Origin of the sequence: Ensifer sp. Root1252 (genome assembly GCF_001425885.1) — a bacterium.
Classification (GTDB): domain Bacteria; phylum Pseudomonadota; class Alphaproteobacteria; order Rhizobiales; family Rhizobiaceae; genus Ensifer; species Ensifer canadensis.
In genome coordinates this window covers 215,054-238,488 of record NZ_LMDT01000001.1, presented here as the reverse complement: position 1 = coordinate 238,488, position 23,435 = coordinate 215,054, and the positions used below count along the sequence as shown (strand labels likewise).

Annotated in this window: 20 protein-coding genes; 10 read left to right on the top strand and 10 right to left on the bottom strand. The window is 61.5% G+C overall.

Translation table 11 applies throughout. From position 1 onward, the window contains the following. Positions 1–3: 3 nt before the first annotated feature. On the bottom strand, positions 4–1,440 hold the full coding sequence (locus tag ASD02_RS01155) for a glutamine synthetase family protein (RefSeq protein ID WP_025425971.1): 1,437 nt from the start codon (positions 1,438–1,440) through the stop codon (positions 4–6). 123 nt (positions 1,441–1,563) lie between these two features. Here ASD02_RS01155 and ASD02_RS01150 point away from each other — a divergent pair, with 123 nt between their 5' ends. Both ASD02_RS01150 and ASD02_RS39090 read left to right on the top strand, forming a co-directional pair. After that, positions 1,564–2,748 (top strand): NAD(P)/FAD-dependent oxidoreductase, encoded by a 1,185-nt coding sequence (locus ASD02_RS01150; protein WP_025425972.1) that lies wholly within the window; start codon positions 1,564–1,566, stop codon positions 2,746–2,748. 230 nt (positions 2,749–2,978) lie between these two features. Continuing rightward, positions 2,979–3,125 (top strand): hypothetical protein, encoded by a 147-nt coding sequence (locus ASD02_RS39090; protein WP_164474899.1) that lies wholly within the window; start codon positions 2,979–2,981, stop codon positions 3,123–3,125. A gap of 104 nt (positions 3,126–3,229) precedes the next feature. On the opposite strand, the gene ASD02_RS39365 is transcribed toward ASD02_RS39090, so the two are convergent. Then, a complete protein-coding gene (locus tag ASD02_RS39365) occupies positions 3,230–3,481 on the bottom strand; it encodes a hypothetical protein (RefSeq protein WP_146160867.1) in 252 nt (83 codons plus the stop codon). On the opposite strand from ASD02_RS39365, the gene ASD02_RS01145 reads away from it, so the two are divergent. Then, positions 3,474–5,999 carry a HAMP domain-containing methyl-accepting chemotaxis protein gene (locus ASD02_RS01145; protein ID WP_057221880.1) on the top strand — a complete coding sequence of 842 codons (2,526 nt, stop codon included), beginning with the start codon at positions 3,474–3,476 and terminating at the stop codon, positions 5,997–5,999. The genes ASD02_RS39365 and ASD02_RS01145 overlap by 8 nt on opposite strands. A 27-nt stretch (positions 6,000–6,026) precedes the next feature. On the opposite strand, the gene ASD02_RS01140 is transcribed toward ASD02_RS01145, so the two are convergent. Then, positions 6,027–6,239 carry a hypothetical protein gene (locus ASD02_RS01140; protein ID WP_057211550.1) on the bottom strand — a complete coding sequence of 71 codons (213 nt, stop codon included), beginning with the start codon at positions 6,237–6,239 and terminating at the stop codon, positions 6,027–6,029. Between the two features lie 88 nt (positions 6,240–6,327). Between ASD02_RS01140 and ASD02_RS01135 the strand changes: the two genes are divergently transcribed. After that, a complete protein-coding gene (locus ASD02_RS01135) occupies positions 6,328–7,197 on the top strand; it encodes a LysR family transcriptional regulator (protein WP_025425975.1) in 870 nt (289 codons plus the stop codon). 5 nt (positions 7,198–7,202) lie between these two features. On the opposite strand, the gene ASD02_RS01130 is transcribed toward ASD02_RS01135, so the two are convergent. The 3 genes from ASD02_RS01130 to aceA form a co-directional block, all read right to left on the bottom strand. After that, the gene (locus tag ASD02_RS01130) at positions 7,203–8,309 is read right to left on the bottom strand and encodes a helix-turn-helix transcriptional regulator (protein WP_025425976.1); all 1,107 of its coding nucleotides are present in this window, start codon (positions 8,307–8,309) and stop codon (positions 7,203–7,205) included. Positions 8,310–8,564: 255 nt separating this feature from the next. After that, entirely contained in the window at positions 8,565–8,804 is a 240-nt protein-coding gene (locus tag ASD02_RS01125) for a hypothetical protein (protein WP_025425977.1), read from the bottom strand. Positions 8,805–8,886: 82 nt separating this feature from the next. Further along, a complete protein-coding gene (aceA, locus tag ASD02_RS01120; RefSeq protein WP_025425978.1) occupies positions 8,887–10,176 on the bottom strand; it encodes an isocitrate lyase in 1,290 nt (429 codons plus the stop codon). A gap of 228 nt (positions 10,177–10,404) precedes the next feature. Here aceA and ASD02_RS01115 point away from each other — a divergent pair, with 228 nt between their 5' ends. Next, positions 10,405–11,814, top strand: coding sequence for an XRE family transcriptional regulator (locus ASD02_RS01115; RefSeq protein ID WP_025425979.1), 1,410 nt, complete (start codon positions 10,405–10,407; stop codon positions 11,812–11,814). A 12-nt stretch (positions 11,815–11,826) separates the two neighbouring features. On the opposite strand, the gene ASD02_RS01110 is transcribed toward ASD02_RS01115, so the two are convergent. After that, positions 11,827–12,780: a fatty acid desaturase family protein gene (locus ASD02_RS01110; RefSeq protein ID WP_158071690.1), complete on the bottom strand. Its 954-nt coding sequence runs from the start codon at positions 12,778–12,780 to the stop codon at positions 11,827–11,829. Positions 12,781–12,840: 60 nt separating this feature from the next. After that, positions 12,841–13,029: a hypothetical protein gene (locus tag ASD02_RS37925; RefSeq protein ID WP_128090405.1), complete on the bottom strand. Its 189-nt coding sequence runs from the start codon at positions 13,027–13,029 to the stop codon at positions 12,841–12,843. Positions 13,030–13,118: 89 nt separating this feature from the next. Here ASD02_RS37925 and ASD02_RS01105 point away from each other — a divergent pair, with 89 nt between their 5' ends. From ASD02_RS01105 to ASD02_RS01090, 4 genes are all read left to right on the top strand, one after another. Further along, positions 13,119–14,213: a polyamine ABC transporter substrate-binding protein gene (locus ASD02_RS01105; RefSeq protein WP_025425981.1), complete on the top strand. Its 1,095-nt coding sequence runs from the start codon at positions 13,119–13,121 to the stop codon at positions 14,211–14,213. Between the two features lie 103 nt (positions 14,214–14,316). Next, the gene (locus ASD02_RS01100; RefSeq protein WP_025425982.1) at positions 14,317–15,459 is read left to right on the top strand and encodes an ABC transporter ATP-binding protein; all 1,143 of its coding nucleotides are present in this window, start codon (positions 14,317–14,319) and stop codon (positions 15,457–15,459) included. A gap of 4 nt (positions 15,460–15,463) precedes the next feature. Next, the gene (locus ASD02_RS01095; protein ID WP_025425983.1) at positions 15,464–16,375 is read left to right on the top strand and encodes an ABC transporter permease subunit; all 912 of its coding nucleotides are present in this window, start codon (positions 15,464–15,466) and stop codon (positions 16,373–16,375) included. A 3-nt stretch (positions 16,376–16,378) separates the two neighbouring features. Further along, positions 16,379–17,194, top strand: coding sequence for an ABC transporter permease subunit (locus ASD02_RS01090; RefSeq protein ID WP_025425984.1), 816 nt, complete (start codon positions 16,379–16,381; stop codon positions 17,192–17,194). A gap of 53 nt (positions 17,195–17,247) precedes the next feature. Here the strand turns inward: ASD02_RS01090 and ASD02_RS01085 are convergent, their stop codons facing one another. Further along, positions 17,248–19,071: an AsmA family protein gene (locus tag ASD02_RS01085; protein ID WP_025425985.1), complete on the bottom strand. Its 1,824-nt coding sequence runs from the start codon at positions 19,069–19,071 to the stop codon at positions 17,248–17,250. 176 nt (positions 19,072–19,247) lie between these two features. Here ASD02_RS01085 and ASD02_RS01080 point away from each other — a divergent pair, with 176 nt between their 5' ends. After that, on the top strand, positions 19,248–21,200 hold the full coding sequence (locus ASD02_RS01080; RefSeq protein ID WP_025425986.1) for an acetoacetate--CoA ligase: 1,953 nt from the start codon (positions 19,248–19,250) through the stop codon (positions 21,198–21,200). A 462-nt stretch (positions 21,201–21,662) separates the two neighbouring features. Here the strand turns inward: ASD02_RS01080 and ASD02_RS01075 are convergent, their stop codons facing one another. Next, on the bottom strand, positions 21,663–23,345 hold the full coding sequence (locus ASD02_RS01075; RefSeq protein ID WP_057221817.1) for an iron ABC transporter permease: 1,683 nt from the start codon (positions 23,343–23,345) through the stop codon (positions 21,663–21,665). Positions 23,346–23,435 lie beyond the last annotated feature (90 nt).

The window sequence follows — 23,435 nt, the reverse complement described above, 5'->3', positions numbered from 1 at the left end:
AGGTCAGACGTTCAGCAGCAGGAACTCGCGTTCCCACGGGCTGATAACCTGCATAAAGGTTTCGAACTCGCCACGTTTCACGCCGGCATAGATGGCGATGAATTCGGGGCTCAGCACCTCGGCAAGCGACGGCGCCGACTCGAGCAGGGCGACGGCCTCGAGCAGCCCGCGCGGCAGATCGATTTCGCCTTCGTTGGCCGTGTCTTCCGTCGGTGCCGTCGGATCGCGGCCTTCGATGATGCCGAGATAGCCGCAGGCAAGCGAGGCGGCGAGCGCCAGATAGGGGTTGGCATCCGAACTCGGCAGCCGGTTCTCGATCCGCCGGGCAACCGGTTCGGAAACCGGAATGCGGAACGCGGTCGTGCGGTTGTCGTAGCCCCAAGCCGTATTCACCGGCGCCGACATATCGGGCGTCAGCCGGCGGAAGGAGTTCACGTAGGGCGCCATCATCACCAACGTGCGCGGCACATAGTGTTGCATGCCGCCGATGAAGTTGAAGAACTCCTTGGAGGCAGAGCCGTCCGGATTGGAGAACAGATTGCGGCCGGTGTTGATCTCGATCACCGACTGGTGGATGTGCATGGCCGAACCCGGCTGACCCTGCATCGGCTTGGCCATGAAGGTCGCGTAGATGCCGTGCTTCAGCGCCGCCTCGCGGATGGTGCGCTTGAACAGGAACACCTGGTCGGCAAGCTCGATCGGATCGCCGTGACGAAGGTTGATTTCGAGCTGCGCTGGTCCCTCCTCGTGGATCAGCGTGTCAATCTCCAGACCCTGCTTCTCGGAGAAGTGATAGATGTCGTCAATCAGCTCGTCGAATTCGTTGATGCCGGCGATCGAATAGCCCTGGCCGCCAAGGATCGACCGGCCGGAGCGGCCCTTCGGCGGATGCAGCGGATAGTCGGGATCGTCATTGGTGGCGACGAGGTAGAACTCGATTTCGGGCGCAACGACCGGCTTCCAGCCCTTCTGGCGATAGAGGTCGACCACGCGCTTCAAGACGTTGCGCGGCGTGTAGCTGATCTGTTCGCCTTCGGAGCCGACGATGTCGCAGATCACCTGCGCCGTTGGGTCGGTTTCCCAGGGGACGACCGAAAGCGTCGAAAGATCAGGGACGAGCTTGATGTCGCTGTCGCGCGAATCGTAGCGGAATTGTCCGGTCTCGTCAGGATATTCGCCTGAGATCGTGTGGCGGTAGACGGCGGAAGGCAGTGCAAGCGAGGTGTTGGAGGTGAACTTGGAGGTGGGCATCATCTTGCCGCGGGGAACGCCGGCAAGGTCGGGCGTGATGCATTCGATGTCTTCGATCCCGCGGATCTTCAGCCAATCCGTTGCTTCCTTCCAGGTCTTGACGCCTCGGAGGGAATGCAGGGCGGCGGGTATTTTCGAGGTTTTGCTGATTTTCGTTGTTTGTTGGGCAGCACTTCTCTTGGAGGGCATAAATCACCGGTTTTGGCTTCGGATAGCGCATCATAACCAGAGATTGGCAATTGGCTAGAGCGTGACGATTGACTTTCCCCGCCGTGACCGGAATGGAATGCGCAAAGAGCTCAAAGGTGTTTCGTGGCTGAGAAGAAGGATGTGGTGATCATTGGCGCCGGTGCGGCCGGCATGATGTGCGCCATCGAGGCCGGCAAGCGCGGCCGGCGGGTGCTGGTCATCGACCATGCAAAGGCGCCGGGCGAGAAGATCCGCATCTCCGGCGGCGGCCGCTGCAACTTCACCAACATCCATGCCGGGCCGAAGAACTTCCTCTCGGCCAATCCGCATTTCTGCAAATCGGCGCTCGCGCGCTACGGCGCGCGAGACTTCCTGGCGCTGGTCGAAAAACACGGCATCGCCTGGCACGAGAAGACTTTGGGGCAATTGTTCTGCGATCATTCGGCCAAGGACATCATCAGGATGTTGCTCGCCGAGATGCGCGATGCGGCCGCCGAGCTTCGGCTTGAGACGACGGTCGCGAGTGTCGAGCGCCATGGTGCCGGCTTCCGGGTGATGACCGGCGACGGACCGGTCGATGCCCAGTCGCTGGTGGTGGCCAGCGGCGGCAAGTCGATCCCGAAAATGGGCGCAACGGGGCTTGCCTATAAAATCGCAGAGCAGTTCGGATTGGCCCTGGTCGAAACCCGTCCCGGGCTTGTGCCGCTGACGCTCGATCCGGTGCAGCTTGAGACGATCGGCGAACTAGCCGGCGTCGCCGCCGACGCCGAGGCGCGCTCCGGTAAGACGGCGTTTCGCGAGGCGGTGCTGATCACCCATCGCGGCCTCAGTGGCCCGGCGATCCTGCAGATATCGTCCTACTGGCGCGAGGGGCAGGACATCGTTCTGAGGTTGATGCCCGATATCGACATCGCCTCGATCCTAAAAGGTTTGCGCCGCACCAATGGCAAGCAGGCCGTCCAGACGGCGCTCGGCGATATTCTGCCACGCCGGCTTGCGCAATTCTTTGCCGATGGCGCCAAGCTGACGGGACGGCAGCTCGCCGACCTCTCGGACAAGACCATCGATGCGCTATCGGCATCGATCCAGGCTTGGGCGATCAAGCCCGCCGGTTCCGAAGGCTATCGCACTGCCGAGGTGACGCTCGGCGGCGTCGACACCAATGGTCTCGATTCAAAGACGATGCAGGCGAAGGCTGTTCCCGGTCTCTATTTCGTCGGCGAATGCGTCGACGTGACCGGCTGGCTCGGCGGCTACAATTTCCAATGGGCCTGGGCATCGGGCTTCGCAGCCGGCCAGGACGTCTGATCCCTGGTTTTGCGGCATTTGGCTTCAGCCATTGTTAACGGATATGCCGGAACCTCTTTGGTGTCGGCACAGCCGGCGGTTGGTCAGAAAGAACTGTTCCGCAAACGGAAATCACACTGTTTCCATTTTTAGGGCTTTTCTCTGCCACGGCATGGCTGCAATATGGTCTGGACTGGCAAGCCGGTTTATCCGGGCCGAACGTTGCCGGTCAGTGAGAAGGACAGGATGTCATGAACCAGCCACGCCGTCGTCCCCGCGCCATCGCGATCGCTCGCACCGACGAGAGCCGCGTCCAGAGAGTAGCGTTGACCCGCATTGCTCTGATCGCGTTCTTTGCCGTTGCTGCCCTCGCAACGCTGCCGGCTTATTGGCTCTGATGCTGCCAGCCGGCCGCTAACGGCCGGACCTCGAGCGCCTCATGAGCCCAACGCCTTCGGAAATTCGTTGGCGAGTGCTCCGCGCTTATACAATTTTTAATCGTTCAAAATGAATATTGCGACGAAGTGAGTTCCGTCAGGACTTCGCTACCGGGGAGGTGGCGCGGTCCCGCAATGATTGCTGACGGACTGGCGGTGTGCGCCGCATGATTTTTCCGAAAAACATCAGCCTGTTTGCGCATCGGGTGGCTCTCGATCGTTTCGTCCTTTTCGCGGTTACGCGGAAGGCGGGACATGTTTCGAGCCGCCGGGGGAGGCGAATGCGAGCTGCGAGCCAAGGTGTTTTCCATGTTCATCGATAGAATTCTTGCCCGTTTCAAGATCCAGACGAAGGTGCTGTTCTTCATTCTGCCCTTCGTCGTCAGCATCTGTGCCGTCGGCATTACCGGCCTTTATGCGTCCGGCCTGCTTCAGGGCCGGATGGAGATTTCGAACAGCGTCCTGCAGACGCTGAGCGGCTTCAAGGATGTCTATGCGGGGATGAACAACTTCCTGCACTCGACCACCGAGGAAACCCGCGACGCCGTGCAGGGCAAGATCACTGCGCAGAAGGAAATTCTCGCCGAGACCGCCGCACAGGTTGCCGGCCAGAGCGGCCAGGACGAGTTGACGGCCGCTATCGCCGCGACCGCCGACATCGAAGCCCGCATCGACGGGCTCTGGAAGCTGCATGTCGGCGAGCAGGAGATGCGCGCAACGATGACGGCGAACCTCGATGCTCTCTTGGTCGAACGCGCCAAGATCAACGACGAGTCGAACCGGCTGCAATATGCCGTGCGCAAGAACGAGAATGCCGCCAAGACCATGCTGCGCGAAGCCGAAAAGCTGATGCGCGCCAGCCGCTTCTTCAACGAGTTCGGCACCGAAGTCAGCAAGGCGACGACGGTCGAGGATAAGCTCAAGGCCGTCAAGGAACGCTTCCCGATGATCGGCCGCACCGAGCGCGACATCTTCCGGCTGTTGCCGAAAGACGAGAAGTCGCTGACCGAGACGATCACCTCCGCATCGAGCGAGATCGGTGCGCTTTTGAAGGCGCCCGCCGGTCCTGAAACGCTTGCCGGTATCTCGAAGTATGTCGACCGTTTCCGCACCGCGAGCTTCCGTCTCGAAGCGGCTTCTGTCGGCAAGATGCGCGATGCCACCCGGATTTTCGCCGAACTCGATCAGCTTATCGTCAGCACCGAATCCGTTCTGACGGCCACGCGCCGGCTTTCGAGCTCGATCACCGACATCCAGATCTCCGCCGCAACCTTCATGGGGTCGACGACGGAAAGCAACCGCCAGAAGCTGCTCGACAAGTTCCTTGCAGTTCAGCAGAACATGGCAACGCTGCGCGGTGTTGCAAGCGAAGGTGCCTCCTTCGACGCCATTGCCGACACGCTGATGCCGATCATCACCGTAATGAAAAAGGACGCCGCGTCTCTGGTTGAAATCACCGTGAAGCGGACCGCCGATTTCGACGCCGCCGGCCAGTCGATCAACCAGATCTGGAGCGACCTGACCGGTTTTGCCGAACAGCAGAAGGTTGCCGCCGGCACCGAGCGCCAGGAAGCAAACCAGATCTCCGTGGCCGCGACTGTTGCAGGCGTCGTCATCGCCCTGCTTGCCGGCATCGCCCTGACGCTGACGCTGAAGAAGCCGATCGGTCAGATCACCGCCGCCATGCGTCGCCTGGCAGACGGCCGCCTCGATACCTCCATTGACGGCGACGCCCGTCAGGACGAGATCGGCGACATGGCCCGCGCCTTGGGCGTCTTCAAGGAAAACGCGCTTTCCAAGGTGCGCATCGAGGCAGAAAGCGAAGAACAGCGCGCCCGCGCCGAGATGGAGCGAAGCCGGAACGACGCCGAGAAGCGCGAGCTCGATCGCCAGATCGATCTTGCCGTCAGCGAACTCGCCGCCGGCCTCGGCCGTCTGGCGCAGGGCGACCTGTCGCGCCAGATCGACATTCCGTTCCATGGCCGCCTCGAACAGCTGCGCACGGACTTCAACGGCTCGCTGATCCGCCTGCAGGATACGCTGGCCCAGATCCGCGCCAATGCACAGGCGATCCAGCAGAGCGGCTCGGACATGCATCATGCCGCTGACTCGCTGTCGAAGCGGACGGAGGCCCAGGCAGCCTCGCTCGAAGAGACGGCCGCTGCGGTCGACCAGATCACCGTGACGGTCCGCTCGTCGGCGGAGCGCGCGAACGAGGCTAACGTCGCCGTCACGCAGACGAAGAAGAGCGCCGACAGCTCGGCAACCGTCGTCACCAATGCGATCGCCGCCATGGGCCGCATCGAAGAGGCCTCACGCCAGATCGAGCAGATCATCGAGGTGATCGACGACATTGCGTTCCAGACCAACCTCTTGGCGCTGAATGCCGGCATCGAGGCGGCACGTGCCGGCGAAGCCGGCAAGGGCTTCGCGGTGGTGGCACAGGAGGTTCGCGAACTGGCGCAACGCTCAGCCGAAGCTGCCCGCGAGATCAAGGGCCTCATCAACAAGTCGACCAACGAGGTCAATTCCGGTTCGCACCTGGTCAAGGAGACCGGCGCGGTGCTGGCCTCGATCAGCGCCCAGATCGTTACTGTCAGCCAGCATGTCGAAATGATCGCGACCGCCAGCCGTGACCAGGCGGTGGCGCTCAACGAGGTCAACGGATCGGTCAACCAGATGGACCAGATGACCCAGCAGAACGCCTCGATGGTCGAAGAGGCAACGGCAACGAGCCTGGCGCTCTCCAACCAGGCCGACACGCTGATGATGCTGGTCGAGCAGTTCCGGCTCGAGCCGGAAGCCGCCGATATCCACGCTTACCGCGCCGCCTGATTGGCCAAGGCCACAGCGGCTTCGTCCTCAGCATCGCGCCGCGCGACCCACCGGTTGCGCGGCGCAAGTCGTTTGTAGGCTATTCTTGCCGGCTTGTATCTCTTGATGCGCCGCAAACGCAGCGATGCAGCGGCGAAACATCCGCCTCACCAACCCCGGCGGCTTGGGGTCGAAATGTTCGTCCCAGCGGCGGCTTTTCATCGTCATATCGGCCAGATAGGCCATTGCCAGTATTTCCATGGTGATGCTCCTCATTGGATGGCATCCCCTCTTCTATGCAGCAAAGGCTATTTTACATACACAAGATATCGGCCTATGTTTTTCACCGATGAAAGACATGGATTGGGACATTTATCGCTGCTTCATGAGTGTCGCGCGCACCGGCGGACTGACGGGCGCCGCGCAGGCGCTGGGCTCCAGCCCGGCGACCTTGGGCCGGCGCATGCTCGAGATCGAGGAACGCACCGGCCGCACGCTGTTCGTGCGCAGCCAGACCGGCTACCAGCTGACCGGCGACGGGCAGGTTCTGTTCGAGCAGCTCGAGGAGATGGAGGCGGCGGCCCGCCGCGTCGAGAGCTGGCGACGGGAGGGCGAGGGGGCGGTCGTTCGCATCACCGCCGGAACCTGGGTGTCCTGGCTGCTTGCCGAAAATTTCCCGGCGCTCTGCACCGAGCGCGATGGCTTCAGCCTTGCGATCACCATAGGCGAGACCCGCGCCAACCTTGCCTATCGCGAGAGCGATATCGGCATCCGCGCTTTCGAGCCGGAAGAGAGCTATCTGGCAGCCCGCCCGGTGGGAGAAGTTGCCTATGCCGTCTACCGGCAGAAGAATGCAACGCCGGCGGCAAACGGCCGATGGGTCGCCGTCGGCGACGAGGATGCAATCTCGTCCTATCTGCGTTGGCCGCATGAGAACGCGACGGGACGTATCGTAGCGACCGTAACGCGCCCTCGTTCGTTGCTCGATCTCGCCCGGGCGGGAGCCGGTTGTGCCGTGCTGCCCTGTTTCGTCGGCGACCTCGACCCTCTGCTGGAGCGGGCGGGCGAGGAGATCCCTGCGCTTATGCATCGGCAATGGATCGTGATGAACAACGAGGACCGCCATCGCACGGAAATCCGCACGGTCGTCGATCGCATGACAAAATTACTGAAAAGCCACGCCGACATCTTCGCCGGCAAACGACCCCGCCGCAGCTGAAGCGGTCAGCGCATCAAGAGGCTGACGAGTGCCGCCTGCGAGTTCACCTGGGTCTTGGAATAGATGCTCTTCAGCTGGGTGCGGATCGTTTCGTAGCTGACGCTGTTCGCCAGGGCGATTTCCCTTAACGACAGTCCTGCAGCGAGGCCGGAGGCGATTCTGATTTCGGCGGGAGTCAATCCGTAGATGTCCTCCAAGTGCCTGCTCCGCACTTCCGGAAGCAGCGACGTGGTCGGTTCAATGACGACAGCAACGGTTGGGCCGCTAAGGAGTTCGGTGAAGGCATCGGAATTCAACTTCAAGAGCGTGATGCGATATGCCGTCCCACCGGCGCCCTTGACAATGGAGACATGTGGGCGCGTATCCGTGCAGCCACGCAATGTCAGCGCTTCCAGCGCTGCGCTTGTCTGCGGACAGCTTAACGTCAAGCGCCCGCCTGTAGCGATACGAATTGGCGCGCCTGTCGCCGATATGCGTTGCGCGTGTTCATTCATGGAGCGGACACGGAGATTCTCGCCGACATACATCAGGCCAACGCCGATCGAATCGAGCAAAGATTGCCCTTGCTGGCGCTCGACCGTCATCACATCGCGCTTCCGGACAAACTCGAACGCGCGTTTGAGATGCGGTGCAAGGCTCGTATATTGATCGGCGGCGTGATGGTTGAACTCTGCGTCGGTTGATGTCGTACATGTCGATAGAATGAATGTGCGTGTCGCATCTCTTATGATCGTCACGCCGACGCTGGTCTCGCATCCGGTTTGTCGCTTTAGCCAGTCGTTGTAGAATTCGGATTTGACCAGATCTTCCCGCGAAACGATATGCTCGCCACATAGGCCCCGGCCGACGGGTACCAGAACGGTTCTCGGGATCCACGGGTTCACTGCGGCGAAATGGTTGTTGAATTGATCGAGGTCGTCGGCCGTAAATCCGGAGACATAGGGGACATGCGACGCGGGTGCCGCGAGGTCATGATAGTGGAGCGCGGACTTACCGTTTGGCACAGTGCCCGCCAACCGGCTCAGAAAATCCTCCCAGCTGCATTCGCCGAACGCAGCGCCATAGATCAGATCGATCAGTTCTTCCGTATTCGCCGTTCCTGTCCGGAACATGCGTGCCCCCGCTCGCACTAGACCGAGTTAGTATAGGCAGGAGCCTCGGCAATAAGCAACTTGAAATGGTATATCTGCTTGCAAGACCGGCGTGAAACGCGGCAGGCCGGCGTTGCTGCCGGCCGTTTTCGCGTCAGGGTTGTCGGTCTGTGGGGTGCTAAACGGGGCGGCGGACGGTCGCGGTTGCCGTCTGTGGTTTGGGTATGCTCGACCAAGCCGCCAGAAGCAGCAAGGCTGCGGCCGTCAGCACCGTCATCACGCGCGTCCCTGAGTGACGATAACAGGGATCAACAGGTCGCCCCAGTTGCCTTCGCCGCCATGATGGCGGGCCGAACGTACCAGCTCGACCGATACGCCGGCGTCGACGGCTTTCATGACGGCCTGGTTAAGGCGGTGCAGGTCGTTGGCGACCATGCGGATCGCCGCCTGCTGATCCGGGGTCATGGCCGAAGACTGTTCCTCGGCCCTTTCCTTGACGCGTGTCTGAACTGTCATTGGAGTTCTCCTTGGTGTCAGCGGTTTCTCGTCGATTGCATGGGGAGCGCGGCGGGCAGGGATTGCCACGCTCCCCGGTCCTTCACTCTGCGGCCGGGCGGAACTGGTCGTGCTCGGTCGATTCCTTCATGGCTGTCGTCGATGACTGGCCGCCGGTGATGGCCAGCGACACGGCGTCGAAATAGCCGGTGCCGACTTCGCGCTGGTGCTTGGTCGCGGTGTAGCCATTGACCTCGGCGGCGAACTCCGCCTCCTGAAGCTCCGAATAGGCCGCCATCTGCCGGGCCTTGTAGCCGCGCGCCAACTCGAACATGCCGAAGTTCAGCTGGTGGAAGCCGGCAAGCGTGATGAACTGGAACTTGTAGCCCATCGCACCGAGTTCCCGCTGGAACTTGGCGATCGTCGCGTCGTCGAGGTTTTTCTTCCAGTTGAACGACGGCGAGCAGTTGTAGGCGAGCAGCTTGCCCGGATGCGCCTTGTGCACGCCCTCGGCAAACTTGCGGGCCTGCTCCAGGTCCGGCTTGGAGGTTTCGCACCAGATCAGGTCGCAATGCGGCGCATAGGCGATGGCGCGCGCGATGCACGGCTCGATGCCGTTCTTCACCTGGTAGAAGCCTTCGACCGTGCGTCCGGCGTCATAATCGACGAAGGGGCGATCGCGTTCGTCGATATCCGACGTCAACAGCTTGGCCGCTTCCGCATCGGTGCGGGCGATGACGAGCGTCGGCGTACCCATGACGTCGGCTGCAAGCCGTGCCGCGTTGAGATTGCGGATATGCGCGGCCGTCGGGATCAGGACCTTGCCGCCGAGATGGCCGCACTTCTTTTCGGACGCCAGCTGGTCCTCGTAGTGAACGCCCGCAGCTCCGGCCTCGATGAAGGCCTTCATGATCTCGAAGGCATTGAGCGGGCCGCCGAAACCGGCTTCGGCGTCGGCAACGATCGGTGCGAACCAGGTGTCGACCGATAGCCCCTTGCCTTCCGAGGTCTCGATCTGGTCGGCGCGCTGGAGCGTGCGGTTGATGCGCTTTGCCAGCTCCGGAGCGGCATTTGCCGGATAGAGCGATTGGTCCGGATACATCGCTGATGCGGTGTTGGCGTCGGCCGCGACCTGCCAGCCGGAGAGGTAGATTGCTTTCAGGCCGGCGCGAACCATCTGCATGGCCTGATTGCCCGAGAGCGCGCCGAGCGCGTTGACGAAGTCCTCTTCGTGAATGAGCTTCCACAAGCGGTTGGCACCCATTTCGGCCAGGGAGTAACGGATCTCGACCGAACCACGCAGCCGCTTCACGGTTTCAGCGGTGTAGGGGCGTTCGATGCCATCAAAGCGGCCTTGCTGGGCACTGGGAACAAGCTTGTAAAAATCAGTCATCATTTCCTCCTGCTGGAACTCATCCACCATTCGACTTTTGTCGTATGGCTTTCCTCGTCTCTAGTTGATGTGACAGTTTTTACATTGCGCTGCGCAATAGGGCTATGGAAATCGAAGTTCATGGCCTTTCAAAAGGGTTATCTTGTCTTGCCTTTGACAGGCGTGCACGGTAAATTTGTAAATTATGTAAATGTGTGGTCGTCGTCAGAGTTGTAAAGGTAGTGACAAATGGCTGAGAACAAGATCTTTGCCGGTCCTCGTGTCCGGCGGATCCGCAACGGGCTCTCGCTGACGCAGACGGCGATGGCCGAAGCGCTTGGCATCTCGCCGTCCTACCTCAACCTGATCGAGCGCAATCAGCGTCCGCTGACCGTCCAGCTGCTTCTGAAACTCGCATCGGTCTACAAGGTCGACCTCGAGGAACTGCAGGGTGAAACTGGCGGTGGACTGGCGCAATTGCGCGAGGTCTTTGCCGATCCGCTGCTGGCGGCGGAACTGCCGGGGGATCAGGAATTGATCGAAGTTGCCGAAGCGGCGCCCAATGCCGCCGGCGGCGTCGTCAAGCTTTACCGCGCCTATCGCGAGCAGGCGGCGCGGCTAAAGGACCTTGCCGACCTCCTGGCGGGGCAGGGGCACATGGAGGCGCTGTCGGGCACCCGCCTACCGATGGACGAGGTGCGCGAGACGCTGGAGGCGAGACCCAATCATTTCGCCCGGATCGAAGAAATGGCGGAGGCCTTTCACGAGGCGCTTTCGCCGGGCGATGATCTGATCGGCGCACTGAAAGCCTGGCTGAAGAAGGAACACGGCCTGGTCGTGCGCAATCTGCCCGTTCATGCCATGCCCAATCTGCGTCGCCGCTTCGATCGCCATTCCATGCGGCTCTTCATCTCCGAGCGCCTATCGCCCTATGACCAGTTGCGCGAGATCGCCATGGAGGTTGCCTCGATTGCCTGTCACGAAGCGATCGTCCGGGAGTTGGAGACGCTGCGCCTGTCGACCGCCGAAGCGCGCCGCATCGGCCGCTTCGAACTCGCCCGCTATGCCGCCCACGCATTGATGATGCCCTATGCGGCATTTCATGCGGCAGCCGTCCGGGCGAGATACGATATCGACGTGCTCAGGGCGCGTTTCCAAGTGTCGTTCGAGCAGGTCGCCAACCGGCTGACCATGCTGCAGCGGCCCGGCGCGACCGGCGTTCCGTTTTTCCTGATGGAGATCGACAATGCCGGGCATCGGCTCCGTCGTTCCGGCGCATCGGGTTTCCCGCAAGCGAGGTTCGGCGGCGGCTGTCCGAAGCTCAATATCCATGCCGCCTTCTCGGTGCCGGGGCAAATCCTGGTGGACCGCGTAGAGACAACAGAGGGACTGGCGTTCCTTACCGTGTCGCGCACGCTCGATGGTCCGCAGGCGGGCTTTGAAGAGCGGGTTCGCCGCACCGCGTTGCTGATCAGTTGTGAGGCCTCTTTTGCCGATGAGGTGGTCTATGGCACGCTACGCTCGCCCGCGGTTGCGATCGGGGCGGCCTGTCGGCTCTGCGAGCGGCAGGGCTGTCTTGCGCGCGCCGAGCCTCCGGTGACGCGCCCGCTTGGGCTCGACGAGATGGCAACAGGCCTCAGCGTCTTCGATTTTCAGTAGGCGCTGGGACTTTCAGTAGCTGACGGGGTGATGGCTCGGCAGCAGCGGCGCACTGGCGGCGAAGCATTCGGCCGGTAGTCCGGTCGTATAGCCGCGGGTAATGTGCGCCTTGTCCGCATAGGCTTTGTCGCGCATCAGGATCGCGTGCAGTTCGGGCAGGTTATAGAACGGCACGCCGGGATAGAGGTGGTGCTCCAGATGATAGTTGATGTGGTGCGGAGCAAAGAACAGTCTTTCCCAGGCATGCGGATAGACCGTGCGTGAACTCGTCAGCTCGTCGCTATAGTCCATGTTGCCGAAATGCTCCGCAACGCTGCGCACGTAAAGGAACAGGCAGAAGAAGGTGAAGAACGGCACGAGCCAGTAGAGCGCGAATTCGCGCCAGATGCCGAGAAGGCTGAAAATGGCGGCGGCAGCGATATAGAAGCAAAGGCGCAGCATCTTGTAGCTCCGCGTCGACCGGTCGTTCTTCGACATGCGCTTGGCCATGTGCACCATGTCGCGGATCGAGTTGACGGCGACGAGATAGCCGAGCAGTTGCATCACGCCACGCGCGATCTTCTGCGGAAAGGTGAACTGCGCCATGCCGAGCTTTGCCGTCCAGTCCGGGTCGTCGTCGGTGTTGGCATGCTGGTGGTGTGCCAGGTGGTTCTGCCGGTAGCCATCGACGGTCGCCAGCATCGGCCAGGCGAGCAACAGGTCGCTCATCCAGTCGCTGAGCTTGCGGTTCTTGATGATGCGGTAGTGCGCCGCCTCATGAACGAGACAACCGAACGCATGCATGCGACCGGCAATCACGATCACGGTCATGAGGTAGACGAGGATATTGCCGGTATATTCGCTGACGGCGATGGCGGTGGCGATGATCGCCCAGTCGACCGCGATCGCCGCAAGGGATTTCTGTGGCTCGAGTATCGAAAGGCGCTTCAACTCTCTCGGATCGATCCTGCGGTTCCGTCCACTCATGACACTACCCAGACGCTGATACACAACCGAGGGGAAAAATCGCATGCGCCTTATGGTTAATCAATCGTAAACGAACGCGTGTTCTGGCTGGTTGCCGCCATGGTTAACGTCGGCCGCTTGGTACCTGCCGATGGCGGGATCGCGCCCTTCGCCATAAGTGCCCGATTTTCCTTGGCTTGCGAAAACTGGGGTGGCTGAAGAGGTCCGCCTCTTTCCGGCACAAAACCGCTTGAGGTTGTCGAGAAACATGCCTAACCTCGCCCCGGAGCGATCCAGAATGGGCCTGGATCCGTGTCACGGGGCGGCCTTGTCCGGACCGATAATAACGAGGGAACTGCATGTCCAAATTCATCGTTACAACCATGGCGACGGTCATACTGGCCGGTTCGACCATGCTCGCTTCGGCGCAGGAGCGGGTGGTCAACGTCTATAACTGGTCGGATTATATCGACAGCAGCATTCTGGAAGACTTCACCAAGGAAACGGGCATCAAGGTCGTCTACGACGTCTTCGATTCCAACGAGATCCTCGAAACCAAATTGCTCGCAGGCGGCTCGGGCTACGACGTCGTCGTCCCGACGGCGACCTTCCTGCAGCGCCAGATCGCGGCCGGCGTGTTCCAGAAGCTCGACAAGTCCAAGCTCCCGAACCTCACCAATATGTGGGACGTGATCATGGAGCGTACGGCCAAGTACGATCCGGGCAACGAATACGCCATCGACTACATGTGGGGCACCACCGGCATCGGCTACAACGTCGACAAGATGAAGGAAATTCTCGGCACCGACGAGAAGCCCAACTGGGACGTCATCTTCAAGCCGGAACTAGCCGCCAAGTTCAAGGATTGCGGCATCCATGTTCTCGATTCCCCGACGGATGTGATGCCGTCGGCGCTCGCCTATCTCGGCCTCAATCCTGATAGCCACGAAGCGGCCGATCTTGAAAAGGCTGCCGAACTGCTTGCCAGCGTTCGTCCGAATATCCGCAAGTTTCACTCGTCGGAATACATCAACGCGCTTGCCAATGGCGATATCTGCCTCGCGGTCGGCTTTTCCGGCGATGTCTTTCAGGCCCGTGACCGCGCCGCCGAAGCCAAGGCTGGCGTAACCGTCGATTATGCGATCCCGTCGCAGGGCGCGCAGATGTGGTTCGACATGCTCGCCATTCCGGCGGACGCTCCGCATGTCGCCGAAGCGCATGAATTCCTCAACTACATGATGAAGCCGGAGGTCGTCGCCAAGGCGTCGAACTATGTCTTCTACGCCAACGGCAACAAGGCCTCGCAGCAGTTCCTGGACAAGGCGGTTCTCGAAGACACCGCCATCTACCCCACCGATGATGTGATGCAGAAACTGTTCACGGTCACGCCGTTCGAGGCGAAGGAGCAGCGGGTATTGACCCGGCTCTGGACAAAGGTCGTCACCGGCCAGTAAGAGCAAAACGAATTGCCCGGACCTCAAAATCCGGGCAATTTTCTTAAAGGGGGCACCGGGGAAAACGAGAGTGCCCATCGGCTGTATCATTCGGGGATAGATGATGAAGTCACTCGGCAGTATCAGGCGCTCTTTCGCCCCCTGGGCGGATCCCGCTTCCAAGCCATTCATTTCCGTCAAGAACGTCACCAAGAAGTTCGGCGATTTCACCGCCGTCGACGATCTTTCGCTCAACATCTACACGCGCGAGTTCTTTGCACTCTTGGGTGCGTCGGGCTGCGGAAAGTCGACGCTCCTGCGCATGCTGGCCGGTTTCGAGCAGCCGACCTCGGGGGAGATCATTCTCGACGGCCAGAACCTTGCCGGCATTCCGCCCTACCGGCGGCCCGTCAACATGATGTTCCAGTCCTACGCGCTGTTTCCGCATATGACCGTTGAGACCAACATCGCCTTCGGCCTGAAGCAGGACGGCATGCCCAAGGCCGACATCGCCGAGCGCGTCGGCCAGATGCTCAAGCTGGTGAAGCTCGAGAAGTTTGCCAAGCGCAAGCCGCACCAGCTTTCCGGCGGCCAGCGCCAACGTGTCGCGCTGGCACGCTCACTCGCCAAGCGCCCGAAGGTGCTGCTGCTCGACGAGCCGCTCGGCGCACTCGACAAGAAGCTGCGCGAGGAAACCCAGTTCGAACTGATGGACCTGCAGCAGGAACTCGGCCTTACCTTCGTCGTGGTCACGCACGACCAGGAGGAAGCGATGACGATGGCGGACCGCATCGCCGTCATGAGCCACGGCAAGGTCGCGCAGGTGGCAACGCCAGCGGAAATCTACGAGGCGCCCAATTCGCGCTTCGTCGCCGACTTCATCGGCGATGTGAACATCTTCGACGGAACAGCCACAACCGCGGAAAACGGCTACCTCAGCATTGAAACCGGCAACGGCTTTCCCATTCGCATGGCATCGCCGGAGAGGCCTGCCGCCGGCGCCAAGGCCGCGGTCGCCATTCGCCCGGAAAAGATCCGTGTCACCCGCCAGCCGCCGGCGCACGCGCCGGTCAACGCGGTCGAGGGTGAGATCTGGGACGTCGGCTATCTCGGCGACATGACCGTCTTCCATATCAGATTGAAGGATGGCAGGGTCGTGAAGGCGTCGTCCTTGAACGCGGTGCGCGCCGTGGAAGATCCCTTCGGCTACGACCAGCAGGTCTGGATCTCGTTCGGCGAAGACGCCGGCGTCGTCTTGAAGGATTGAAGCCATGGCGCGCGTTGCATCAGCCGTCTTCAGCCGCCTGGTCATCATCATCCCCTATGCCTGGCTACTGTTCTTCTTCCTGATTCCCTTCTTCATCGTCTTCCGTATCTCGTTGTCGCAGACGGCGGTGGCGATGCCACCCTATACGCCGGTCTTCGATCTCCTCGGTGGCCTTTCCGGCATTATGGAAAAGGCACGGGAGTTCTCGCTCGACAACTATGTCTGGCTGACCGAGGACGTTCTCTACTTCAACGCCTATGTGTCGAGTGTCATCATCGCCGGAATCTCGACGGTGCTGACGTTGATGATCGCCTATCCCGTCGCCTACGGGATGGCGAAGGCGCCGAAATCGATCCGCCCGACGCTGTTGATGTTGGTGATCCTGCCGTTTTGGACCAGCTTCCTGATCCGCGTTTACGCCTGGATCGCCATCCTGAAGCCGGAAGGACTGCTCAACCAGTTCCTGATGAGCATCAATGTCATCGACCAGCCGCTGATCATCCTCAACACCAACTGGGCGATCTATATCGGTATCGTCTATTCCTACCTGCCGTTCATGGTCCTGCCGATCTATTCGTCGCTGGAGAAGATGGACCACACGCTGACGGAAGCGGCGCTGGATCTCGGCTGCACGCCATTCTCCGCCTTCTGGCGCGTCACGTTCCCGCTGTCACTGGCCGGCGTCGTTGCCGGTTGCCTGCTCGTCTTCATTCCGGCTGTCGGCGAGTTCGTCATCCCCGATCTGCTCGGCGGATCGGAAACGCTGATGATCGGCAAGACGCTGTGGAACGAGTTCAACGCCAACCGCGACTGGCCGGTCTCTTCGGCGGTTGCCACGATCCTGCTTTTGATCCTGGTGATACCGATCGTGTTCTTCCAGAACGCGCAGGCCAAAGCCGACGGCGAGGGGAAGTAGGTCATGGGCAACTGGTCACGCTTCAACATTGCCTCGATCGTGCTCGGCTTCGGCTTTCTCTATCTGCCGATCGTGCTTTTGGTGATCTTCTCGTTCAACGAATCGAAGCTGGTCACGGTATGGGCCGGGTTTTCGACCAAATGGTACGCGCAGCTCTGGCACAATCAGGCGCTTCTCGACGCCGCCTGGGTCACCATCCGCGTGGCATTGATCTCGGCCACCTGCGCAACCGTGCTCGGGACCTTGGCGGCCCTCGCGCTGGTGCGCTACACGCGCTTTCGCGGCCGCATGCTGTTTTCCGGCATGGTCTATGCGCCGCTGGTCATGCCTGAGGTGATCACCGGCCTGTCGCTGCTGTTGCTGTTCGTTGCCATCGGGCTCGACCGTGGCTTCTGGACGATCACCCTTGCGCACATCACCTTCACCATGTGCTTCGTTGCCGTTGTCGTGCAGTCGCGGCTCCTGAGCTTCGACCAGTCGATCGAGGAGGCGGCGCTGGATCTGGGCGCGACCCCGGTCAGGACCTTCTTTGCGATCACTCTGCCGGTGATCGCGCCGGCCGTCTTTTCCGGCTGGGTGCTGGCCTTCACGCTGTCGCTCGACGATCTCGTGATCTCGAGCTTCACCACAGGCCCCGGTGCCACCACGCTGCCGATGAAGATCTACAGCCAGGTTCGTCTCGGGGTGACGCCTGAAATCAACGCGATCTGCACGATCCTGATCGGCATTGTCGCGATCGGTGTCGTCGTTGCCTCTGTTGTGACCAAACAGCGTGAAGCGCAACGCGAGAAGGACGAGCGCGCCGCTTTCGCGCAGTAGAGTTCAGCTCCGTTTTCAAGAGGACGGCTGGTGCATTTAAAGCGCCGGCCGTTTCAGTTGGGCTCGCCGAGAACCGAGAGCGGCGAGATCACCGCATTCGGCCAGGAGCCGCCGACGAAGAACCGCAATCGCTGGGCGGCATTGGTAGCGTCGGTAAAGGTTCCGGCAAGAGCCAGGCTGCCGCTGCGATAGGGTATGACGCCGTTGACCGACAGGCTGCCCGTCGGCCCGATAAAGGTAGCGCGGTTCAACCGGGCCGATCCGTCGCTGAAGCGCGCCTCGATGTCGGCCCGCTGAAAATCGAACGTGCCGCTGCCTGCCTGCGACAGCGAGAAGAACTCACCCCTGCGGACCAGGTCCGAGAAGGCGTCGGAGTCGAATTCGGATAGTCTGCCGTTGGCAAGCGACAAGGTCAGGCGCCCGGATGCGTCGGCTGCGCGTGGCGTCCAGAACGGGTGATCGGTCGCCAGGTCCAGGTTGACGTTGCCGCGTCCCGTCGGCACCGGGCCGGTGAAGCCGAAGTCGGCGACGGCGGCCGCAAGATCCGCATCCTTGAGAGCCAGCTCTAGCTTGCCGCCACGGGTCAAGCCCGCTTCCGACAGCACGAGGCGGCCGCTGAGCCTGCCATTGGCATAGGTGCTGTCGCCGATATCAAGCGACGCCCGCCCGTGATCGACCATGACGCCGGCCGCCACGTCGGTCAGCCGCAACGGGCCGATCGCTGCCTCCTGCGTCGAAAGGCGCACGTCGACGCGCCAGGTGCGGGCGAAAGCCTCGGTCATATGTCTGGCGAGTTCTTCTGGATCGACCGGAAGCTGCGCAAAAAGTGGTTGCAGTCCGTTGAGGTCGATCCTGTCGAACGCGAGCGTGCCCTCGACGCGCGGTGTGTCGTTGGCAGGAGCGACAACGTCGAGCACCCCGGTTGCCGTCGCGCCGCCGATCGCCAGGCGCAAGTCATCCAGCTTCAGCGTCGCGTCTCCGGTCGTGACGTTGGCACTGAGATCGAAGCTGCTCTCGGGCAGCCCCTCATGCGAGGCCCCCTCAAACCACGCGGCAAGCGCCGGCAGCGAGGCGGTGGAAACCTGGAGCCGCCCCGAGGCGAATGGTTTCATCGACAGATTGCCGACGCCCTCGAAGGAGAAATTGAGGGGGGCCGAGGTCAGCGATGTCTTCAGCGTCGTGTTGCGGCCGGCCAGCAGCGTCAGCGGCTCGTCGCAGGCCAGCGCCCAGCTCACGGCCTGCCCGCCGATCATGCTCGACAGTTGCGCATTCAGGCGCCCGGCAAAGGAGGGCCACTTCACGGTGCCGGATATGCCGGGAAACTCCCGCGCATAATTGGTCGCCCGGTCGAATACCTGCAGGCGGCCATTCTCGATCGTGATGTCGCCGAAGGGGGTGTCGTCGTTGTCCGCTTTCGCCTCGCGCGGCGCAAGCCAGCGCGGCCGCTCCCAGTTGAGCGTGCCGTCGATGCCACGCTCCAGCGTTACCACAGGCTCGATGAGGCGGATGTCTTCGAGTGCCGGTTCGCCGCGAAGCGCAGAAACCAGGCTGAAGGCTGCGGTGATGCTGCCGATCCGGGCGAGTGTGCGGGGGGTACCGTCGGTCGTCTCGATCGTGGCGCCGTACAATGTCAGCGTCGGGTTCGGCCAGAAACGGATGTTCGGCTCGCCGGTTATCCTGCTCTTGCCACCCGACCAGGCGTCGAGCATGCGCTCCATCGTCGGCCGCACGTCCGTCGTCGAGATCACGAGCGGCAGGGCCGCGTTGTATCCGACGGCCAGCACGATGCCGATCGCCGCCGGCCAGAGGAAATGGCGACGACGAAGCCGCGACCAAAGGCGTGATTCACCCATCATATGCAGGATTTTTCTTGTCATTTCCGCCTGGTTGCCCATCGCTTGGGATCACGCTGCTTGGATAGGCTTTCAGCCCGCATAAATCAAATGCGCCCGACATGGAAATGTCGCCAATGCGACGCCGGAGCGGGTTCTCCTGCTGTTTATTTTGCGTTGCAGCATGGTATAGAGGGCATGGAGTAGGAGTGGAGGAAAGCATGCAGTCTGAGCAACCTTTGTGGGTTCCCGGTCCAGAGATCCGCGAGCACAGCCCGATGGCGCAATTTATCGCCTGGTGCAGCGAGCGCTTCGGCAAAGACTTTGCCGATTACGACGCGTTTCACGCGTGGTCGGTTGCCGAACGCGGCGATTTCTGGACGGCGGTCTGGGAGCATTGCGAAGTCATCGGCGATCGTGGCGCGACGGCTCTGGTCAATGGTAACAGCATGCTCGACGCTCGGTTCTTTCCCGAGGCGTCGCTGAATTTCGCCGAGAACCTGCTGCGGCGCGCCGGCGGCGACGATGCGCTCATTTTCCGCGGCGAGGATAAGGTCAGCTACCGGCTTTCCTGGGATGATCTGCGCACGCTGGTCTCGCGGCTGCAGCAGGCGCTGAAAGCGCGCAGCATCGGCAAGGGTGACCGCGTCGCCGCGATGATGCCCAATATGCCCGAAACGATCGCTCTCATGCTGGCGACCGCGTCGATCGGTGCGATCTGGTCGTCCTGTTCTCCCGATTTTGGCGAGCAGGGCGTTCTCGATCGCTTTGGCCAGATCACCCCGAAACTGTTCATCGCCTGCGACGGCTATTGGTACAACGGCAAACGACAGGACGTCGACGCCAAGGTTCGTGCGGTCTCCATGGCTCTCGACGTTCCAGCCCTCATCGTTCCCTATGCGGGCGAGGCGAGGGCGCTGGCGGCCTCAATTGCCGATGGCGTGACGCTCGAGGACTTCATCGCTCCGTTTAAAGCCGAGGCGCTCGCCTTCGAGCGTTTGCCGTTCAGCCACCCGCTCTATGTGCTCTTCTCCTCCGGCACCACGGGCGTCCCGAAGTGCATCGTTCATTCGGCCGGCGGCACGCTGCTGCAGCATTTGAAGGAACATCGCTTCCACTGCGGGCTCGGCGACGGGGAGAAGCTCTTCTATTTCACCACCTGCGGCTGGATGATGTGGAACTGGCTCGCCTCCGGCCTGGCGGTCGGCGCGACGCTGTGCCTGTTCGACGGCTCGCCGTTCTATCCTGATGGAAACGTCCTGTTCGATTATGCGGCGGACGAAACGTTTGCCGTCTTCGGTACGTCGGCAAAATACATCGACGCGGTCCGCAAGGGCGGATTTGAGCCGGCCAAGACCCACGACCTTTCAAGCCTGCGGCTCTTGACCTCGACTGGCTCGCCGCTGTCGCCCGAAGGCTTCTCCTTCGTCTATGAAGGCATCAAACAGGACGTCCAGCTTGCGTCGATCTCCGGCGGCACCGACATCGTTTCGTGCTTCGTGCTCGGCAATCCGCTGAAGCCGGTCTGGCGTGGCGAGATCCAGGGTCCTGGCCTCGGACTGGCGATCGATGTCTGGGACGACGAGGGGCGCTCCGTGCGCGGCGAAAAGGGTGAACTCGTCTGCACCAAGGCATTCCCGTCGATGCCGGTGATGTTCTGGAACGATCCCGAAGGCGTCAAATACCGCGCCGCCTATTTCGAACGTTTCGACAACGTCTGGTGCCATGGCGACTTTGCCGAATGGACGTCGCATGGCGGCATCGTCATCCATGGTCGCTCCGACGCGACACTCAATCCCGGCGGTGTGCGCATCGGCACGGCGGAGATCTACAATCAGGTCGAGCAGATGGAAGAGGTGGCCGAAGCGCTCTGCATCGGACAGGACTGGGAAGACGACGTGCGCGTCGTGCTGTTCGTGCGCATGGCATCCGGCGCCTCGCTCGATGAGCAATTGGAGAAGGCGATCAGGAACCGTATCCGCACCGGCGCATCGCCCCGCCATGTGCCGGCGAAGATCATCGCCGTTGCCGATATTCCGCGCACGAAGTCGGGCAAGATCGTCGAATTGGCGGTCCGCGACGTTGTGCATGGACGCCCGGTCAAGAACAAGGAGGCGCTCGCCAACCCGGAAGCGCTCGATCTTTTCGCCGGGCTCGATGCCCTCAAAAATTGAGGGGCCGTTAACTTGTTCGCGCTTTCGGAATTAACCAAGGCTTCAGACTTGCTGATAAATCCCTAAAATTGTCGGATCGGCTGGTAAGGTCTTGTTAACGATTGGGGGCGCATGGTCATGTCAACTTGAGGCCGGCCGATGAGTGGTCGGCGCCTGGCAGCGATGCCGCCGCAGACATGATGTCATTACTTCTCGAGCATTTGTTGGTTTAGCATTGAATTATCGAGGTGGCCTCCCAGCCACCTCTTTTTTTGCCTTCGGGACAGAGCGTTTTGGGCGGAGGTGCGGAAACGCTCTATCTCTTTGTTTTCCCGTATTTCCAGACGGAAAACCGCTTCGCACTTTTCCTGGAAATGCTGTTAAGCGCGTTGCGATTTCCAGGATTCCCTTGTTGCGCTTTAAGCTCTTTTCTTAACGCATGTCCTTATCGCAAAACCGCTGCGCACTTTTGCGCGACCTGCGTTAGGGCCGACGCTCCATCGATCTCGAAACCAGGATCACGGGGATCATGCCGGCAACGACGATGATCATCGCAGCCACCGATGCATCCTCGACCTTGGCACGCGATGCGTCCTCGTAAACAAGCGTCGCAAGCGTGTTGAAGTTGAACGGGCGCAGCATGATCGTCGCCGACAGTTCCTTCATGGTCTCGATGAAGACGAGAAGTGCTGCGGTCAACACGGCGGGGCGCATCATCGGCAGAAGCACGGTTCGCAGCGTCTGCCCTCCGGTGCGGCCAAGCGCACGTGCAGCCATGTCGAGGTGCGGCGACAGCTTCTGGAAACCCGCCTCCAGCGTGCCTTCGGCCATGGTGAGGAACCGGACGGTGCAGGCGTAGATGATGGCAAAGCCCGTTCCCGTCATCAGTAGCCCGGTGGATATGCCGAAGGTGCTGCGAAAGCCGGCGTCGACCAGATTGTCTAGCGCTGCCAGCGGGAAGAGCACGCCGATCGCCAGAACCGTGCCGGGCACGCCATAGCCGAAGGAGGCGAGGCGGCCGGCGGTATCGGTGAAACGCGAGCGTCCGGTACGCGCGGCATAGGCAAGCACGAAACCGAGCAGCACCGTGACCAGCGCGGTTGCACCGGAAACCAGGATGCTGTGGAAGAGTGCGTTCAGCAACCGCGGTTCGATGAATTGATCGAGGCGCTTCAGCGCGTAATTGCCGAGGATCAGGAACGGGACCGCGAAGCCGGAGAGCACCGGAAGCAGGCACGCAATCGTCGCGGCCCACTTCTTCCAGCCGGAAAGCGGAAGCCTGGTCGCATCATGGACTGCCGACGTCGTCTTCTGGCTGGAGAAGCGCTGCCTTCGCCGGGCAGCCCGCTCGATCATCATCAGCCCGATGACGAAGACGAGCATGATGCAGGCGATCTGCGCCGCGCCGGCAAGGCTGCCGCGGTTGAGCCAGGTGTCGAAGATCGAGAAGGTCAGTGTCTGCACGCCGAGGAATTCGACGGCACCGATGTCGTTCAGCGTCTCCATCGCCACCAGCGTCAGACCGATCATGACCGCCGGTCGCGCCATCGGGATCTGGATGCGGAAGAACACCTTGAGCGGCCCGGCGCCGAGCGTGCGGGCAACATCGGCCGCCGCGCGCCCTTGCATCAGAAACATCGAGCGACAGGCGAGATAGATATAGGGATAGAGCACGGAACTCAGCACCAGGACGGCGCCGCCGAGCGAGCGGATATCGGGAAACCAGTAGTCGCGGCTGGTCTTGAAGCCGAAGATAGCGCGGATCAGCCCCTGCACCGGCCCGGTGAAGGTGAACAGCTCACCGAAGGCGTAGGCGGCGAGATAGGCGGGAATGGCAAGCGGCAACACCAGCGCGGCGGACAGAAACCGGCGCAAGGGAAACTCGCAACTCGCCACCAGCCACGCGGTCACGATGCCGACGACGGCCGTCGTCATCCCGGTGAACGCGATCAGCAGCAACGTGCGGATGGTGGCGCGCGGGATGACGTTTTGCATGAGATGCGGCCAGTCGGAACCGCCGCCGGAAATCGCCAGCCATGCAATGGCGAGGATCGGCATCAGCACGATCAGCGATGCGCCCCCGGCCCATACGGCGAGCAGCGGATGCGAAAGACCGGTTTTCGCGCCGGTTGGGCGCCGCTTGAGGATTTGTGACGTGGACTGCAATCGATCTGATCCGGAGCGAAACGGCCACAGCGCCGCGCGTCTGACATGACGCTCTAAGGATGCTGTAACGCTTTAAACTCGCTGCATAAT

Bases quoted from the DNA above. Each gene is read 5' to 3' on its own strand.
- ASD02_RS01155 (WP_025425971.1), bottom strand. From the start codon at position 1,440: ATGCCCTCCAAGAGAAGTGCTGCCCAACAAACAACGAAAATCAGCAAA.
- ASD02_RS39090 (WP_164474899.1), top strand. From the start codon at position 2,979: ATGAACCAGCCACGCCGTCGTCCCCGCGCCATCGCGATCGCTCGCACC.
- ASD02_RS01145 (WP_057221880.1), top strand. From the start codon at position 3,474: ATGTTCATCGATAGAATTCTTGCCCGTTTCAAGATCCAGACGAAGGTG.
- ASD02_RS39365 (WP_146160867.1), bottom strand. From the start codon at position 3,481: ATGAACATGGAAAACACCTTGGCTCGCAGCTCGCATTCGCCTCCCCCG.
- ASD02_RS01140 (WP_057211550.1), bottom strand. From the start codon at position 6,239: ATGGAAATACTGGCAATGGCCTATCTGGCCGATATGACGATGAAAAGC.
- ASD02_RS01135 (WP_025425975.1), top strand. From the start codon at position 6,328: ATGAAAGACATGGATTGGGACATTTATCGCTGCTTCATGAGTGTCGCG.
- ASD02_RS01130 (WP_025425976.1), bottom strand. From the start codon at position 8,309: ATGTTCCGGACAGGAACGGCGAATACGGAAGAACTGATCGATCTGATC.
- ASD02_RS01125 (WP_025425977.1), bottom strand. From the start codon at position 8,804: ATGACAGTTCAGACACGCGTCAAGGAAAGGGCCGAGGAACAGTCTTCG.
- aceA (WP_025425978.1), bottom strand. From the start codon at position 10,176: ATGACTGATTTTTACAAGCTTGTTCCCAGTGCCCAGCAAGGCCGCTTT.
- ASD02_RS01115 (WP_025425979.1), top strand. From the start codon at position 10,405: ATGGCTGAGAACAAGATCTTTGCCGGTCCTCGTGTCCGGCGGATCCGC.
- ASD02_RS01110 (WP_158071690.1), bottom strand. From the start codon at position 12,780: ATGAGTGGACGGAACCGCAGGATCGATCCGAGAGAGTTGAAGCGCCTT.
- ASD02_RS37925 (WP_128090405.1), bottom strand. From the start codon at position 13,029: ATGTTTCTCGACAACCTCAAGCGGTTTTGTGCCGGAAAGAGGCGGACC.
- ASD02_RS01105 (WP_025425981.1), top strand. From the start codon at position 13,119: ATGTCCAAATTCATCGTTACAACCATGGCGACGGTCATACTGGCCGGT.
- ASD02_RS01100 (WP_025425982.1), top strand. From the start codon at position 14,317: ATGAAGTCACTCGGCAGTATCAGGCGCTCTTTCGCCCCCTGGGCGGAT.
- ASD02_RS01095 (WP_025425983.1), top strand. From the start codon at position 15,464: ATGGCGCGCGTTGCATCAGCCGTCTTCAGCCGCCTGGTCATCATCATC.
- ASD02_RS01090 (WP_025425984.1), top strand. From the start codon at position 16,379: ATGGGCAACTGGTCACGCTTCAACATTGCCTCGATCGTGCTCGGCTTC.
- ASD02_RS01085 (WP_025425985.1), bottom strand. From the start codon at position 19,071: ATGACAAGAAAAATCCTGCATATGATGGGTGAATCACGCCTTTGGTCG.
- ASD02_RS01080 (WP_025425986.1), top strand. From the start codon at position 19,248: ATGCAGTCTGAGCAACCTTTGTGGGTTCCCGGTCCAGAGATCCGCGAG.